Below are 14777 nucleotides of genomic sequence, written 5' to 3'. Positions count from 1 at the left end.
TGCTCGCGATGGCGATTTCAAAGACGCCATCGCGGGCAAGCCATGCTCCTACAGGGTTATGCGGAATCAGGTCAAAACAGAGCACATCCCCAACGCCGAGCAATCCACCTGAAACGGCCCGAGAAACCCGGCCCGTTCCTTCAGCGGTGGATTCCCCACCAACAAGCCCAACGCCTTGGCCGTCTGGATGTTGTGCGCAATGTTGTGATTGCATTCGATGGCCCGCGCCACCGATCCCGCCGAGCCCTGCCCTATTCCCAATAATGACGAGCCATTGGTCATGACCGCCAGGAAGGCGATGACCCCGAGTCTGCTGCCTTTCATGCGCCGACAGCCTCCTCGATAACCGCGTGATCAACCACCGCGTTTTGCGAGCGATGTTCGAACTGGATGCCGGGATAGGCGACTTCGACCGGCGCTTGCCGCTCGTGCTGCGATTGGGCCGAAAGACTGACCACAAGGACCATGGCCACGTAGAGACCGATGGCCAGGTAGGCGCCGTGTTTGGCAGAAGTGAGGATTGCGCTGGCCATGGTGTTCTCCGTGGGCATGTTTCAGTGCCCATAGGATCGATCAAAAAAGCAGGGCTAACCACTCAGGGTTTTCCATAGTGACCATCAGCTTGCTTGATCATTAAAGCCCTCTATGCCGGCGCAACAGAAAACCTATGATCCATGAAAATACACACGCACAAAAAAGCTGCCGAAGGCTGTGATCTTTTGCTGTTGAAAGTCAAAAGATCGCAATCTTCGGCAGCTCTTTATAGGGAGCGTTGGACTCCGTGAATCTCAGGCCTGGGTTTTGTGGTCCAGGGCTGCGTAAAAGTTGGCGCTTTGTTGCAGGTATTTCTGGGTGTAGCTCTGGGTGTGGGATTTTTTGCTGTTGATCTCAACGTTGGCGCTGGCTGGCAGAGCAACGGTGGCGGAGATAGCGGATGCGGCGATGATGGAAAAGATATTGAAGTTCATGGTGTGTTCCTCGGAGTCAGTTGGCTTGCTTGCCCGGTTAGGCCGTGGAGCAAACTTAACCTTCGAGGGTCCGCGTCTTGAAATGCTTTGTAGCATTAGCGGATATCAGTCTCATTAATAGAAGGCCGCAGGCCCCATCAACCGGGGCCTGCGGCCTATTGCCGCACCTATTGACGCGTCAGAAACTTGAGGTCACTGGGGGCATCCATCGGCAATTTCTGCACGGTTTTACCCAGCAAACCGGTCTTGGCATCGCGTTCGACAACGACAATCTCGTTGCTTTTCTGGTTGGCGATCAGCAGGAACTTGCCACTCGGGTCGAGGCTGAATTCCCGGGGATGGTCACCCTCGACGGAGCGACGCTGCAGCTCCTTGAGCTGGGCGGTGGCCGGGTCGATGGCGAACACCAGCATCTGATTGGCAGTGCCACGGTTGCTGACGTAGAGGAACTTGCCATCCTTTGACGCATGCAACGCCGCGCCGGCCTTGTCGGACACCGGTTGCCCCGCCGCCAGATCAACCATTTGCGTTTGCTTGAGGGTGCCGTCCTGATAATCGAACACCGCCACTTGCGCGCTCATTTCCATGGTCAGCCAGGCGTGCTTGCCATCGGCGCTGAACAGCAAATGCCGTGGACCACTGCCCGCAGGCAAGGCTACCGAGGCCGGAGTGGCCGGGGTCAAGGGCAATAGCGGGTTGGCCTTGGGATTGAAGCGGTAGACAAAGATCTTGTCCGCGCCCAGGTCATTGGAGAACACGTACTTGCCATCCGGCGAGGAAATCGTCGAATGCACGTGGGCCGACACCTGCCGCTCGGGATTGACCCGGCTCGACGGGTGGCTGCTCATCTGCACGACGGTGTTGAGCTTGCCATCGGCGCCCACCGGCAACACCGCCAGGGTGCCACCCGGATCTTCGAGCACCGAATAATTGCTGACGAACAAGTGGCTGGCATCGCCGCTCAGGCTCGAATGGGTCGGCTCGTTGCCCAGGCTTTGCACCTGGTTGATCAGCTTCAGCTCAAAGGTCTTGGGGTTGATCGCGTAGCTGCTGACCTTGCCCACCGGGTCGGTTTGCCCCGGACCGTTTTCGTTGACCACGAACAGGTGCTGCTGGTCCTTGGAAATCGTCAGCCAGGACGGGTTTTCGCTCTTCACCACTTGCAGTGGCTTGGGGTTGATCTGCCCGGTGGCGCTGTTGAAGTCCAGGCGATAAATCCCCTGGCTCTGGCCTGCCGTGTAGGAACCGACCAACAGCTGATAATCGTCGACCGTGGCCGCCTGAACGCCCATGGCGCCGACGCTGCCGGCCATCAACAGTGGCCAGAAATTACGCATCTTCATGCTCTACTTCCTCGTCGTCATGGGCGCCGAAAGCGGCCATGCACACCAGCCGGTGCTCGCCGGAGTCCCCGGTGATCAGCCAGCTCTGCAGGGTTGGATCGAAAGTCGCTGCCTCGATTTCGACCATCCTGAACTCCCAACGCTTGGCCGCACGGCCATCCATGCATTCGATGTGCAAGTTGTCTTCTTCATCGAGGGAGAATTCGAAGGCGTGCAAGCCATCGATTTCCAGCATGTCGCAGTTTTCGAGGGCGTTGAGCAAGGTATCGGTTACGGCAGTCATGGCAATCAATCATTCAAATGGAAAGACGCAATGATAGCTCAATGTGGGAGCGAGCCTGCTCGCGAAGGCGGCGACACAGCCAACATCCATGCAAGCTGACCCAGCGCTTTCGCGAGCAAGCCCGCTCCCACAGGGGCCGGAGTTGAACAAATATTTCAGGTACAACACTGAACAAATGTGGGAGCGGGCTTGCTCGCGAATGCGGTGGGTCAGTCACTAATGATGTCGACTGATCCGACGCTTTCGCGAGCAAGCCCGCTCCCACAGGGGGCAGTGGTTGGCAGTTAGAGCGCGTCGCGGGAGGGTTTGCCGTCCACCAAGCGCTGAATCCGCAGCGGGTTGCCGTTCTTCAGTGCTTCCGGCAGCAAGCTGTCGGGGTAGTTCTGGAAGCACACCGGGCGCAGGAAACGGTCGATGGCCAGGGTGCCCACCGAGGTGCCCCGCGCATCTGAAGTCGCTGGATACGGCCCGCCATGGACCATCGAATCACACACTTCGACACCCGTCGGGTAGCCATTAAGCAAGATCCGTCCAACCTTCTGTTCCAGCAACGCGGTCAATTCGCCGAACTGTTCAAAGTCCGCCGGCTCGCCAATGATCGTCGCCGTCAGTTGCCCATGCAGGCCGTTCAACGCGGCGCTGAGCTGTGCCTGGTCCGCCACTTCGACAAACACCGTGGTCGGGCCGAACACCTCTTCCTGCAACACCTCATCGCCATTGATCAACAAGCTGACATCGGCTTTGAAGAGCTGCGGTTGCGCCTGATTGCCCTGCTGCGCGCTGCCGGCCAAATGCTCGATCCCGGGATGCGCGAGGAGTTTTTGCAGCCCCTTGCCATAGCTGCCCAGCGTTCCGGCATTGAGCATGGTTTGCGCCGGTTGATCCGCGATCAACGCCGCGACCTGCTGCACAAATTCACTGAACTGCGGCGAACGAATCCCGATCACCAGCCCCGGATTGGTACAGAACTGACCACAGCCCTGCACCACCGAAGCAGTCAGGTCACGGGCGACGGTTTCCGCCCGGGCCGCCAGTGCCTGGGGCAAGATGATCACCGGGTTGATGCTCGACATCTCGGCAAACACCGGGATCGGCTGCGGCCGTGCGGCGGCCATGTCGCACAAGGCGCGGCCACCCTTGAGTGAACCGGTGAAGCCGACAGCCTGGATCGCCGGGTGCTTGACCAGCGCTTCGCCGACCCCGCCGCCGTAGATCATGTTGAACACGCCGGCCGGCATGCCGGATTTTTCCGCCGCACGGATGATGGCGTCAGCAACGAGTTCTGCGGTCGCCATATGGCCGCTGTGGGCCTTGAACACCACCGGGCAACCGGCGGCCAGTGCCGAAGCGGTATCGCCCCCCGCCGTGGAGAACGCCAACGGAAAGTTGCTCGCCCCGAACACCGCCACCGGGCCGAGGCCGATGCGGTATTGACGCAGATCCGGGCGTGGCAACGGCTGACGGTCGGGCAAGGCCTGATCGATCCGCGCCCCGTAGAAATCCCCGCGACGCAGGACCTTGGCGAACAAGCGCATCTGGCCGCTGGTGCGACCCCGCTCGCCCTGGATGCGTCCGGCGGGCAACGCGGTTTCGCGACAGACCACGGCAACGAAGTCGTCACCCAGGGCATCGAGTTCATCGGCAATCGTGTCGAGAAACTGTGCCCGGCGCTCGGCGCTCAGGCTGCGATAGGCCGGGTAAGCAGCCGCGGCAGCCTTGGCGGCGGCGTCGACTTCTTCCGGGGTCGCCTGGTAGAAATCGCCCGGCAGGTTCTCGCCGGTCGAGGCATCGACGCTTTGCAGTTTGAGGTCGCCAGCCGCACTGCGCTGGCCGCCGATGTAGTTGTGACCAAGAATCTGGGTCATGCAAATCTCCTTAAAGGATGCCGACGGTGCCGGGTTCGAATGCCGCTTCTGCCGGCGCAATGCCGTTGATCAACGGCGCGCCGAATTCGGCCTGGCTGATTTCAAACACGTCACCCGGTTGGGTGCGGATGCCGTCGGCGAAGGACAGGGTCGCGGTGCCGAAGAAGTGAATGTGCACATCCCCCGGTCGCAGGAACTGGCTGTACTTGAAATGGTGATACTCAAGGTTCTCCAGGCTGTGGCACATATTGGCCTCGCCGCTAAGGAACTCGTTTTGCCACAACACTTCGCCATCGCGCAGGATGCGACTGGTGCCTGCCAGGTGTTGGGGTAGCTCTCCGACGCGAAGTTCCGGGCCATAGCTGCAACTGCGCAATTTCGAGTGGGCAAGGTAGAGGTAATTCTTGCGTTCCATCACATGGTCGGAGAACTCGTTGCCCACCGCGTAACCGAGGCGATAGGGCTTGCCGTCGTGGCCGATGACGTAGAGGCCGCTGAGCTCCGGCTCTTCCCCGGCGTCTTCGGCAAAGGGTGGCAGCGGGAACGGTTGGCCGGGCCGAACGACAATGCTGCCGTCGCCCTTATAGAACCATTCCGGTTGCACGCCAGCCTGACCGACTGCGGGTTTACCGCCCTCCACGCCCCACTTGAAGATGCGCATGGTGTCGGTCATCGCCGCTTCGTCGCCGACCTGCTGATGCATTTTGTCCCGGGCCGAGGCGCTGCCCAGGTGGGTCAGGCCGGTGCCGCTGACCAGCATGTGCGCCGGGTCCGAGTGATCAAGGGGCGGCAGGATGCGCAGGCTACTCAGCAACTCGGCATAGTCGTGACTGACGCACAGGCCTTGGCGTTGCACCTGTTGCTCAAGATTGATGCCCGCCTCGATTGCTGCCAGGGCCAGGTCGCGGACGGTGTGCACCCCCTTCACTTCCAACACTTGACCTGCTTCGACCACGCCAACCCGGCGCTCGCCGTTAATCAATTCGAACTGAACTAAATGCATGATTTTCTCCTGTATTCACAACCTGAAAACACCGCACAACCCCTGTGGGAGCGGGCTTGCTCGCGAAAGCGGTGTGTCAATCGCCATAAATGTTGAATGTGATGGCCCCTTCGCGAGCAAGCCCGCTCCCACAGTTGATCGGGGGTTAACCCTCAGCGAGCACTCGCCGCAAATTGATCCGCCGGCAACACATGCTTGCGCTCCAGCAACCGATAAACCACCCCAGTCAGCACCAACCCAAACACCATTACCCCGGACAAAAAGTACAACCCGGACGCCAGGTTGCCGGTGTATTCCTTCAGCGCGCCAATCACAAACGGCCCGATGTAGCCGCCGAGGTTGCCCACTGAGTTGATCAGCGCGATCCCTGCCGCTGCACTCGCACCGGCGAAGAAACGTCCCGGCAAGGTCCAGAACACCGCCGTGCAGGAAAACAGCGCGAACGCCACCAGACACAGCGCCGCCAGTTGCGCCACCGGCAGGGTCAGCCAGGCGCTGAGGAACAGGCCAATGGCGCCAAGCACATAGAGCACCGCCAAGTGGCCGTAGCGATCATTCAAGCGGTCGGAGCTGCGCGGGATGATCAGCAAACCGATGATCCCGAAGATGTACGGCACCGACGAGACGAAACCGGTCACCAGGTCCGTGCCACCAAACTGTTTGATCAGCGTCGGCAACCACAGGCCCAGGCCATAGATGCTCAACGTCACCGGCAGATAGAACAGCGCCAACAGCAAGACCCGTTTGTCTTTCAATGCATGAAGCGGGTTGCCATGGCGGGTCTGGCCATATTCTTCGAGGTCTTTTTTCAGCTCACCGGTGAGCCAGTCCTTCTCGGCCTGATCCATCCATTTCACTTGTTGCGGACCGTCCGGCAACCAGCGCAGAACGGGCCAGGTCAGCAGGATCGCCGGGGTGCCGATGACGATGAACAACCACTGCCAACCGTGCAAACCGAGGGTGCCGTCCATGCCGAGCAAGCCGCCGGACACGGGGCCGGTGATCATCATCGCGATGGGTTGGGAAAGGATGAACAGCCCGAGGATCTTGCCGCGATGGCGCACCGGGAACCATTGGGTGATGTAGTACAGAACGCCCGGAAAGAACCCGGCTTCCGCGGCGCCGAGCAGAAAGCGCATCACATAGAAACTGTGCGGGCCCTGGACGAAGGCCATGCCGATGGTGATCGCGCCCCAGGTGATCATGATCCGCGCAAACCAGCGCCGGGCGCCGAAGCGTTCGAGCATCAGGTTGCTGGGGATTTCCAGCAGGAAGTAGCCGATGAAGAACAGCCCGGCGCCGAGGCCGTAGGCCGCATCACCAATCCCGATGTCGGCGCCCATGTGCAGCTTGGCGAAGCCGACGGCGGAGCGATCCACATAGGCGATCAGGTACAGCAGGATCAGGAAGGGAATCAGTTTCAGCGTGATGCGGCGAATAAGCCGCAGTTCCTGGCTCATGGGATCGGTCTCCGATTGTTGTTGTTATAGAACCTCGGGGGACGCCTCTCGCGGAAAACCGCCAGGGCCAATCCCTCCGTCGAAACCGACTATATAGTAATACTAATTAACCAACAACGCTTCCAAAGCGCCAGTTTTGCGCTTATGTTATCCGTCAGATGCAACAATATAGTCATACAATAAGAGAATCGATCATGTCTGATAAGAAACCCACCCTGCGCTCCGCCCAATGGTTTGGCACGGCCGACAAGAACGGCTTCATGTACCGCAGCTGGATGAAGAATCAGGGCATCGCCGACCACCAGTTCCACGGCAAGCCGATCATCGGCATCTGCAACACCTGGTCGGAACTGACCCCGTGCAACGCGCATTTCCGGCAGATTGCCGAGCACGTCAAACGCGGGGTGATCGAGGCTGGCGGCTGGCCGGTGGAATTCCCGGTGTTCTCCAACGGCGAATCGAACCTGCGCCCCACCGCCATGTTCACCCGCAACCTGACGAGCATGGACGTTGAAGAAGCGATTCGCGGCAACCCGATCGATGGCGTGGTGCTGCTGACCGGTTGCGACAAAACCACCCCGGCGCTGTTGATGGGCGCCGCCAGTTGCGACGTGCCGGCGATCGTCGTCACCGGTGGACCGATGCTCAACGGCAAGCACAAGGGCCAGGACATTGGTTCGGGCACGGTGGTGTGGCAGCTCAGCGAGCAAGTGAAAGCCGGCACCATCACCCTCGACGATTTCCTCGCGGCCGAGGGCGGCATGTCCCGCTCGGCCGGCACCTGCAATACCATGGGCACCGCCTCGACCATGGCCTGCATGGCCGAAGCACTGGGCACTTCCCTGCCCCACAACGCGGCGATTCCGGCGGTGGATGCGCGGCGTTATGTGTTGGCGCACATGTCCGGCATGCGTGCGGTGGAGATGGTGCGCGAAGATCTGCGGCTGTCGAAAATCCTGACGAAAGAAGCCTTTGAAAATGCGATTCGGGTCAACGCCGCCATCGGTGGTTCGACCAACGCGGTGATCCACTTGAAAGCCATCGCCGGGCGCATCGGCGTTGAGCTGGAGCTCGACGACTGGACCCGCATGGGGCGCGGCATGCCGACCATCGTCGACCTGCAACCGTCCGGGCGTTTCCTGATGGAAGAGTTCTACTACGCCGGCGGTTTGCCGGCGGTGCTGCGTCGCCTCGGCGAAGCCAATCTGATTCCGCATCCGAACGCCTTGACCGTCAACGGCAAGAGCCTCGGCGAGAACACCAAGGACGCGCCGATCTACGGCCAGGACGAAGTGATCCGCACCCTCGACAACCCGATCCGCGCCGACGGCGGTATCTGCGTGCTGCGCGGCAACCTCGCACCACTCGGTGCGGTGTTGAAACCTTCCGCCGCCAGTGCCGAATTGATGCAGCATCGTGGGCGGGCCGTGGTGTTCGAGAACTTCGACATGTACAAGGCACGGATCAACGACCCGGAACTGGACGTGGACGCCAACTCGATCCTGGTGATGAAAAACTGCGGGCCGAAGGGTTATCCGGGCATGGCCGAAGTCGGCAACATGGGTTTGCCGGCCAAGCTGCTGGCCCAGGGCGTGACGGATATGGTGCGGATTTCCGATGCGCGCATGAGCGGCACGGCGTATGGCACCGTCGTGTTGCACGTCGCCCCGGAAGCCGCGGCCGGCGGGCCTTTGGCGGTGGTGCAGGAAGGTGACTTCATTGAGCTGGATTGCGCCAGCGGGCGTTTGCACCTGGACATTTCGGACGCTGAACTGGCGGCGCGCATGGCGGATCTGCGGCCACCAGAGAAGCTGATCGTCGGCGGTTATCGTCAGCTCTACATTGATCATGTGCTGCAGGCGGATCAGGGCTGTGATTTCGACTTCCTCGTCGGCTGCCGCGGCTCCGAAGTCCCGCGCCACTCTCACTAACCCCACCAATCCCCTGTGGGAGCGGGCTTTTGTGGCGAGGGGGCTTGCCCCCGTTGGGGTGCGCAGCGCCCCTGAAACCAGCCACCGCGATTCTGGATGGGTCCGCAGTGACTGGTTTACGATTGCTGCGCAATCGAACGGGGGCAAGCCCCCTCGCCACACAAGCCCGCTCCCACATTGGTTGTTCATCTGATTCAGGATTGAGCCCTGCCTGCTATCATGCGCAACACCCCCACCCGCCCAGGATCGCGCCGTTCCCCATGGATTACCGCAAACCCTCCGACCGCAAAAGCATGCACTCGCGCATCGTCCAGGAACTGGGCATGCAGATCGTCTCCGGACGCTTCAAGCCCGACGACAAACTGCCCGCCGAAGCCCTGTTGTGCGAAGAGTATGCGGTCAGCCGGCCGGTGTTGCGCGAAGCCACCCGGGTGCTGGTCGCTAAAGGTCTGGTGTATTCCCGCCCGCGAGTCGGCACGGTGGTCAAGGCGCGCAAGGAATGGCACATGCTCGACCCGGACGTGCTGCACTGGCTGATGCAAAGCAGCCCGCAGAATGAGTTCTTCGGCCTGTTGACCAGCGTGCGCAGCATCATCGAACCGGCCGCCGCCGCCCTCGCCGCACAATACGCAACCGACGCCGACATCGCCTCCATCGGCGAAGCCTACCAACGCATGGAAGCCGCGCCGACCCCGGAAGCGCTGCTGCAACCGGACCTGGATTTTCACAGCCGCATCGCCGACGCCACCCACAACGACTTGCTGGCCAACCTGTGCAACATGCTCTCGGTGGCGATTGCCGAGGCGCTGAAGCATTCCAACCAGCGACCGAACCTGCATGAACTGGCGCTGCCACGGCACAAGGCGATTCTCACCGCCATCGAAAATCGCGATGCGCTGGGTGCGCGGCATGCCACCCTCGTGCAGCTCGATGATGCGCGCAGTGCCTTGAATGTCGTGTTGGGCAGCGATCCCACCAACAACCACTAACCCCTGTGGGAGCGGGCTTGCTCGCGAAAGCGGCGTGTCATTCGGCAAAGATGTCGACTGATACACCGCTTTCGCGAGCAAGCCCGCTCCCACAAGGGGTTCGGTGTAAATCAGAAAATGTGCGGTATCTATATACCGCACAGCTCGTTTATCCAGGCGTTAAGGTCCACGCATCAACCATGCAAAGGACTGCATCATGCCAACCGCTTCATCGCCGACCGCCCCGGCCGGGTACGCCGACATCATTGCGCACACCATCAGCGCCCGCTTCAGTACTCGTCCGACCTTGCGTTCGGTCACCGCCAGCTTGCTCAAGGACGAGTTGCTGGAAAAATATCCGCCACTGGATTTTGACCCCTACCGCACTCAAGTCGCCCAACCGCTCCCGGAAGGTGGCTGGCGTCTCACCTTGTTGCTGGAGGTGGTGCTCAATTATTTGGCCAGCGGTAAACCCCCGGCACTCAGCGAACAATTTGGCCGTGCCTGTTTCCTCACCAACAAGCCACCCACCCACCTGAGCCTGGACAGCACCGGTCAACATGAACCGGACATGCAGCTCATCGCCGACATCATCCGCGAGCTGCCGGCCATTGTGTTTGTCGCTTTCCAGGAAGCCCTAAGTGGGTATTGGAATACTCCTGCCGAGGCCGGCAACAGTCGCTGGCAATGGCTGGGCGACTTGCTGGGCGGCGTGTTGAAAACCTCGGCAGTACGCCAAGCGACCATCAATCCGCAGCACGCCGATATCCTCACTGAGCTGTGCCAACACCCCGATAAACAGCAGCGCCTTGAAGCGCCCTGGGCAAAAGGCCTGATCCAGGCCTGCACACTTGAAACAACCCTGAACATCGGTGAGCTATCGGTCAATCTGCAAAGTCCGGACATTCTGCTGATCTGTGGTGAAACGGTGTTGTTGTGCAGCGTAACTGGCAGCATCGAGTCGTTCGCCTCACTGGAAGCGTTCGGACAGGCCTGGGGCGAACGGTTTGAGTTGCTCTTCATGGCCGACGCGATTTCCTGGAAACGCTATGAACCTGACGGCAATATCTTCGACACCCAGGCCGCCCTGCTGTTGAACCAGCAACTGGAAGACCTGGCCGCGCTGAAACTGCCCGCCGGCCAGCACCTTGAAGAGCTGGAGCAACGTTTCAAGCCGATCACCGATGTCGCGGCGCTGTTCGTTGGTGCGCAAGCCGCCGGGTTGAACACGCACGTTCAACGCATCCAGACAACCATGCCCGAATGGCTGCAAACCGCCGACGCAATTGATCGCATGGCATACCGCAAGCACGTGCTGACGCTCGCGAGCATCAAGCAACGCACCGGGGGTCGCACCTTCCAGACCGGCCTGGATGACCTGCACACCTTCGCCAAAAAAGCCCTGCACCGGCAGATGCTGGAGGATCAACCGCAAGCCCCCGGTTATGACGCCGACCAATTGGAGCTGACCTTCCATGTGCCCGTCGGCGACCTGGGCAGCGGCTACCTCGAACCGGTGAACATGACCCTGACGGAACTGGCCATCAAGAACCTCGCCGGTCGCCCCAAAGGCCGGATGACCGTCCGACACACCGGCGGGCAACTGATCCAGGACTGGACCACCGAGGCCTATCTGCTGGACCTGGTCAGTCGCGTCGATGTCGGCCAACACTATCCCGAGCTGATTCGCCGCGAATTACTGGCCGATACCGCCCCAGCGCAGGAACGCGGGCGTCTGTTCGGCCTGGAACTGTCCGTGCGCCTGCCGCTGTTGGCACTGGAGCAATCGATAAAGGCTGAGCATGGCTTCACCCGCCAAGGTTACCGCTACGTCGATGCTGTCCTGCAGCGCACCCAGGCTGAACGATGTGTCGATCAGCAGGAAATTGTCCTGCGGCCATTGGCGTTTCAAAGAAAAGCGGGCGCTGACAGCGATGTCGCGAGCAACCTGTTCATCATCGAGCCTCTGGACTTGAACGCCGCAGGCCCGCGCATTCTTTACCGACCGCAATACACGCCGGCGTTGCAGCAATTCGCCGACCGCGCGGCGCTGTTTAATGCGATCGCCCAACCCGGCGCCCTGCAAGCCAGCGTACTGACCCGGCTGCCGGACCGCGCCCGACCAATCTACGCCAACAACGGTTTCAACGAACCGCACATTGTGCACATGCACCTGGGCGATGAGTTCAGCCCCCCGACAAAACCAGCGCCCGCGACCCTGTCCGTCGACGAGGCCAGCGGCGAATGGCTTGCGGCGCTGAAACAGGGCCGGCTCCTGCGCCAGCTATTCGACAGCAACGCCCGGGCACTGGTGGAACTGGCGGACCGACAGTCGATCTCCAACGCCGAGAGCCGCTGGGCAATCATCCTCGAGGGCGGTTGGTTGGTGTTCAACAACCTGGTGCTGCCGATGTTGCGCGGCCCCGCCATGCTGGTGGGCTGGATGCTGCAACTCACCCACAGCCTGATCCAGGACTTGCCTGCCCTGGACAGCGATGACGTCACCGCCCGGGAACAGGCCTGGGTCGATGTGCTGCTGAACCTGGGCCTGGTGCTGTTGCATGTGGGGCAAAACCGGCTCGACAGTCAACTCGCACTGAGCGCGCCCAACGAACCCCCGCTCACCCTTTCGCCACTGCGCCGCGCCCTGCCCCAAATCCATGCCCCGGGAGAGATTGCCGTTACCCAAGCCGCACCCGGATTGCCGTCCGAGCCACCGGGCAGTGGCCACACCTTGCTTGACTTCAACCTGTCGACCGCCCGAGATTCAGCATCCGCCCGTTTATTCGAACACCTGCGCGCCGTGCGGGTGGCCTGGCCCGCGACACTGCCGGAACCTGTCGCCATCGGCCCCTTCAAAGGCCTCTATCGCATCAACGACACCTGGCACGCCACCATTGCCGGCCTGCTGTTTCGCGTGCAGATCGTGCCGGGCTTCGGCGAGGTCTTCCTGGTCCATCCTGAACACCCGGACCACCCCGGCATCAAGCTTAAAACCGATGGCCGCGGCCGCTGGTCCCTGGACCAGGGGCTGAAACTGGTCGGCGGTGGCCGCAACAGCCGAATCGCTGCCGAAAAGGAAAAAAGGCGCCAGCGCATCGAAGAACTGAAGCTGCAATCCATCGAGTTCTTCGCGCAACAGGAGCAGGCGCAAAAGCGTGTCGACATCGCCGACAACCTCAGAATAATCAAAGAAAGCAGCGCGGCCAGTTCCTCGGCTGAACGCACCGCATTCCGGCAGCGCTACGTGGCAGAACTGGACAAGCAGACGCAAAGCTACAGGGCGTTGATTGCCGGCACCCGAGAAAAAAGCGCTCTGACCGACCTGCCTCTGGACCTGACATTGATCAGCGGATTACTGGGAAACATCATCAGGAATGCCCGCAAACGGGTCGTCATCGCGGATATGGAGCGTGACACCGCGAATACGGACTACAGCGACTACCGCAGCGGCCCGGACAAAATTCATGAGTTACTGAAAGCTGAAGGCGACGTTGTCGTGAACCGTTACTTTGAGTTCATGGAGAAAAACCGTGAAATCAATGAAACCATGATCAGCTCGCTCGAAGAGATCGAGAAACGTATAGAAGAACTCAGGCAAATCCCCCTTCAGGGTGCAAAAACCCTGGAGGCGCTGAACAAGGACCGGCCGGAAAACGAACTGACGGGGCTGCGGGTCAAGGTCTATCACCTGGTGATTCTGCGCATCCTGAGCGTCAAGGCCATAGCCACTGACGTCAGCCCGGCCCTGGAGTCCGTCATTAATCCATTGCAGATCCTGGCACGATCCCATGCCGAGTTGCAGACGACTCACGTCTACGAACGCGGTGATCGTATCGCCGTGCTGGACAACCTGGTCGAGCGCTATAAAAACGCCCAGAGCGCGCTTGGCGGAATCTGGATCTTCAATGCCGATGAGCTACAGATGCCGGCGTTCAACCGCCTGCGGGTGCTCATTGACGAATTGCGTGTCGACGCCGAGCAGCGCCTGGTCGAGGAAATCGAGCGACTTGCCTCGCAACAGGAACCGCCAGCCGATGAAGCCTCATCCCAAGCCGCCGGCACGTCCAAAGAGGCGAGCAAGAAAAAACCCAAGGTGCTCGTCGCGCCCGCCAGCAAAAAGCGGGTCATCAAAACGTCCCAGGGTGCGTTGATCGGTGACCTGCGCCCGCGTGTTCCCGATCAGGGCGGGGACATCATCGACATCAAAGGCCCCATGGACGACAAGCCCCTGGTGTCCTTCCATGAGCACGAGCCCAATGTCTGGGTCGAGATCGTCGACACCCAGCCATCAGCCTCAAGGCCCGCCTCGATTCCACTGCCGCAACTCAAGGGCGAAGCGCGCAAGACACTGGCAAAAGTCGATGATCAGGCACGCAAGATCGAGGGTTACGCACAAGGCGGGAGTTCACCCAGGGAAATCGAAGAACAATTGCAACGCGAGGCACAAAAGCTCAGCCACTATGCCGACAGCCTGGACAAACATGAGGACGCTTCGCCGGCCAGAGAAAAGGATGCCGCACTGATTGCCGAATTGCGCAACAAGGCCCGGAGCCTGGAGAGCCAGGCCACACAATCGCGCATCCGCCTGACCCTCGCGCAGGCACCGACCAGCGATGGCGTGCAGTTCCTCCTGCAACACCAGGAACTCCACGTCAGACCCATCGGCCGTCGGGTCCAGCTGAAAACCGGGCGCAAGAACTTCATGCAGGAATATGCCTTGTTCAACCGCAACGATCAGGCGCTGTGGTACGCACATTTTCACTACGCCGCGCTGACGGATGACAAGGCCACGTTCACCACGGCGCATTTGAAAACCGAGGCGCAACGCTTCGAAACCTACGAGTCGGCCCTGGCCAAGGCGACGAACCCGGCACAAAAAATCCAGATCTACCACGGCGCCATCAACCCGACCCTGGCCAACCAGTATTTCCTGCCACTGGAACCGCGTTAAGC

At 60.7% G+C, this 14777-nt stretch carries 11 protein-coding genes; 3 read left to right on the top strand and 8 right to left on the bottom strand.

Annotation, left to right across the window (positions count from 1 at the left end):
• Positions 1 to 66: 66 nt before the first annotated feature.
• From BK665_RS23090 to BK665_RS23050, 8 genes are all read right to left on the bottom strand, one after another.
• Positions 67 to 324, bottom strand: a complete 258-nt coding sequence (locus BK665_RS23090) for a hypothetical protein (RefSeq protein WP_123408916.1) — start codon at positions 322 to 324, stop codon at positions 67 to 69.
• Positions 321 to 533, bottom strand: coding sequence for a hypothetical protein (locus BK665_RS23085; RefSeq protein ID WP_123408915.1), 213 nt, complete (start codon positions 531 to 533; stop codon positions 321 to 323). Before BK665_RS23085 ends, BK665_RS23090 begins: the two co-directional genes overlap by 4 nt.
• 255 nt (positions 534 to 788) lie before the next feature.
• The gene (locus tag BK665_RS23080; protein ID WP_054047590.1) at positions 789 to 968 is read right to left on the bottom strand and encodes a hypothetical protein; all 180 of its coding nucleotides are present in this window, start codon (positions 966 to 968) and stop codon (positions 789 to 791) included.
• Between the two features lie 167 nt (positions 969 to 1135).
• The gene (locus BK665_RS23075) at positions 1136 to 2311 is read right to left on the bottom strand and encodes a lactonase family protein (RefSeq protein ID WP_123408914.1); all 1176 of its coding nucleotides are present in this window, start codon (positions 2309 to 2311) and stop codon (positions 1136 to 1138) included.
• Entirely contained in the window at positions 2298 to 2594 is a 297-nt protein-coding gene (locus BK665_RS34510) for a DUF5629 family protein (RefSeq protein WP_185076603.1), read from the bottom strand. The genes BK665_RS23075 and BK665_RS34510 overlap by 14 nt, the downstream gene beginning before the upstream one ends.
• Before the next feature lie 284 nt (positions 2595 to 2878).
• The gene (locus BK665_RS23060; RefSeq protein ID WP_123408912.1) at positions 2879 to 4459 is read right to left on the bottom strand and encodes an aldehyde dehydrogenase (NADP(+)); all 1581 of its coding nucleotides are present in this window, start codon (positions 4457 to 4459) and stop codon (positions 2879 to 2881) included.
• Between the two features lie 10 nt (positions 4460 to 4469).
• Positions 4470 to 5462, bottom strand: coding sequence for an AraD1 family protein (gene araD1 / locus BK665_RS23055; protein ID WP_123408911.1), 993 nt, complete (start codon positions 5460 to 5462; stop codon positions 4470 to 4472).
• A gap of 152 nt (positions 5463 to 5614) precedes the next feature.
• Positions 5615 to 6922: an MFS transporter gene (locus BK665_RS23050; protein WP_123408910.1), complete on the bottom strand. Its 1308-nt coding sequence runs from the start codon at positions 6920 to 6922 to the stop codon at positions 5615 to 5617.
• A gap of 194 nt (positions 6923 to 7116) precedes the next feature.
• Between BK665_RS23050 and BK665_RS23045 the strand changes: the two genes are divergently transcribed.
• The 3 genes from BK665_RS23045 to BK665_RS23035 all read left to right on the top strand — a co-directional run bounded on the left by BK665_RS23045 (position 7117) and on the right by BK665_RS23035 (position 14775).
• The gene (locus BK665_RS23045) at positions 7117 to 8853 is read left to right on the top strand and encodes an IlvD/Edd family dehydratase (RefSeq protein ID WP_123408909.1); all 1737 of its coding nucleotides are present in this window, start codon (positions 7117 to 7119) and stop codon (positions 8851 to 8853) included.
• A gap of 260 nt (positions 8854 to 9113) precedes the next feature.
• Positions 9114 to 9842 carry a FadR/GntR family transcriptional regulator gene (locus BK665_RS23040; RefSeq protein ID WP_123408908.1) on the top strand — a complete coding sequence of 243 codons (729 nt, stop codon included), beginning with the start codon at positions 9114 to 9116 and terminating at the stop codon, positions 9840 to 9842.
• Positions 9843 to 10038: 196 nt separating this feature from the next.
• Complete coding sequence (locus BK665_RS23035; RefSeq protein WP_123408907.1) at positions 10039 to 14775, top strand: dermonecrotic toxin domain-containing protein; 4737 nt, start codon at positions 10039 to 10041, stop codon at positions 14773 to 14775.
• Positions 14776 to 14777: the final 2 nt, after the last annotated feature.

This window comes from Pseudomonas frederiksbergensis (assembly GCF_003732665.1).
GTDB classification, from domain to species: domain Bacteria; phylum Pseudomonadota; class Gammaproteobacteria; order Pseudomonadales; family Pseudomonadaceae; genus Aquipseudomonas; species Aquipseudomonas frederiksbergensis_G.
This window is presented reverse-complemented; position numbering and strand designations above follow the sequence as displayed.

Coding starts and splice junctions, on each gene's coding strand:
- BK665_RS23080 (WP_054047590.1), bottom strand. CDS start 968: ATGAACTTCAATATCTTTTCCATCATCGCCGCATCCGCTATCTCCGCC.
- BK665_RS23075 (WP_123408914.1), bottom strand. CDS start 2,311: ATGAAGATGCGTAATTTCTGGCCACTGTTGATGGCCGGCAGCGTCGGC.
- BK665_RS34510 (WP_185076603.1), bottom strand. CDS start 2,594: ATGACTGCCGTAACCGATACCTTGCTCAACGCCCTCGAAAACTGCGAC.
- BK665_RS23060 (WP_123408912.1), bottom strand. CDS start 4,459: ATGACCCAGATTCTTGGTCACAACTACATCGGCGGCCAGCGCAGTGCG.
- BK665_RS23085 (WP_123408915.1), bottom strand. CDS start 533: ATGGCCAGCGCAATCCTCACTTCTGCCAAACACGGCGCCTACCTGGCC.
- BK665_RS23035 (WP_123408907.1), top strand. CDS start 10,039: ATGCCAACCGCTTCATCGCCGACCGCCCCGGCCGGGTACGCCGACATC.
- BK665_RS23045 (WP_123408909.1), top strand. CDS start 7,117: ATGTCTGATAAGAAACCCACCCTGCGCTCCGCCCAATGGTTTGGCACG.
- araD1 (WP_123408911.1), bottom strand. CDS start 5,462: ATGCATTTAGTTCAGTTCGAATTGATTAACGGCGAGCGCCGGGTTGGC.
- BK665_RS23050 (WP_123408910.1), bottom strand. CDS start 6,922: ATGAGCCAGGAACTGCGGCTTATTCGCCGCATCACGCTGAAACTGATT.
- BK665_RS23040 (WP_123408908.1), top strand. CDS start 9,114: ATGGATTACCGCAAACCCTCCGACCGCAAAAGCATGCACTCGCGCATC.
- BK665_RS23090 (WP_123408916.1), bottom strand. CDS start 324: ATGAAAGGCAGCAGACTCGGGGTCATCGCCTTCCTGGCGGTCATGACC.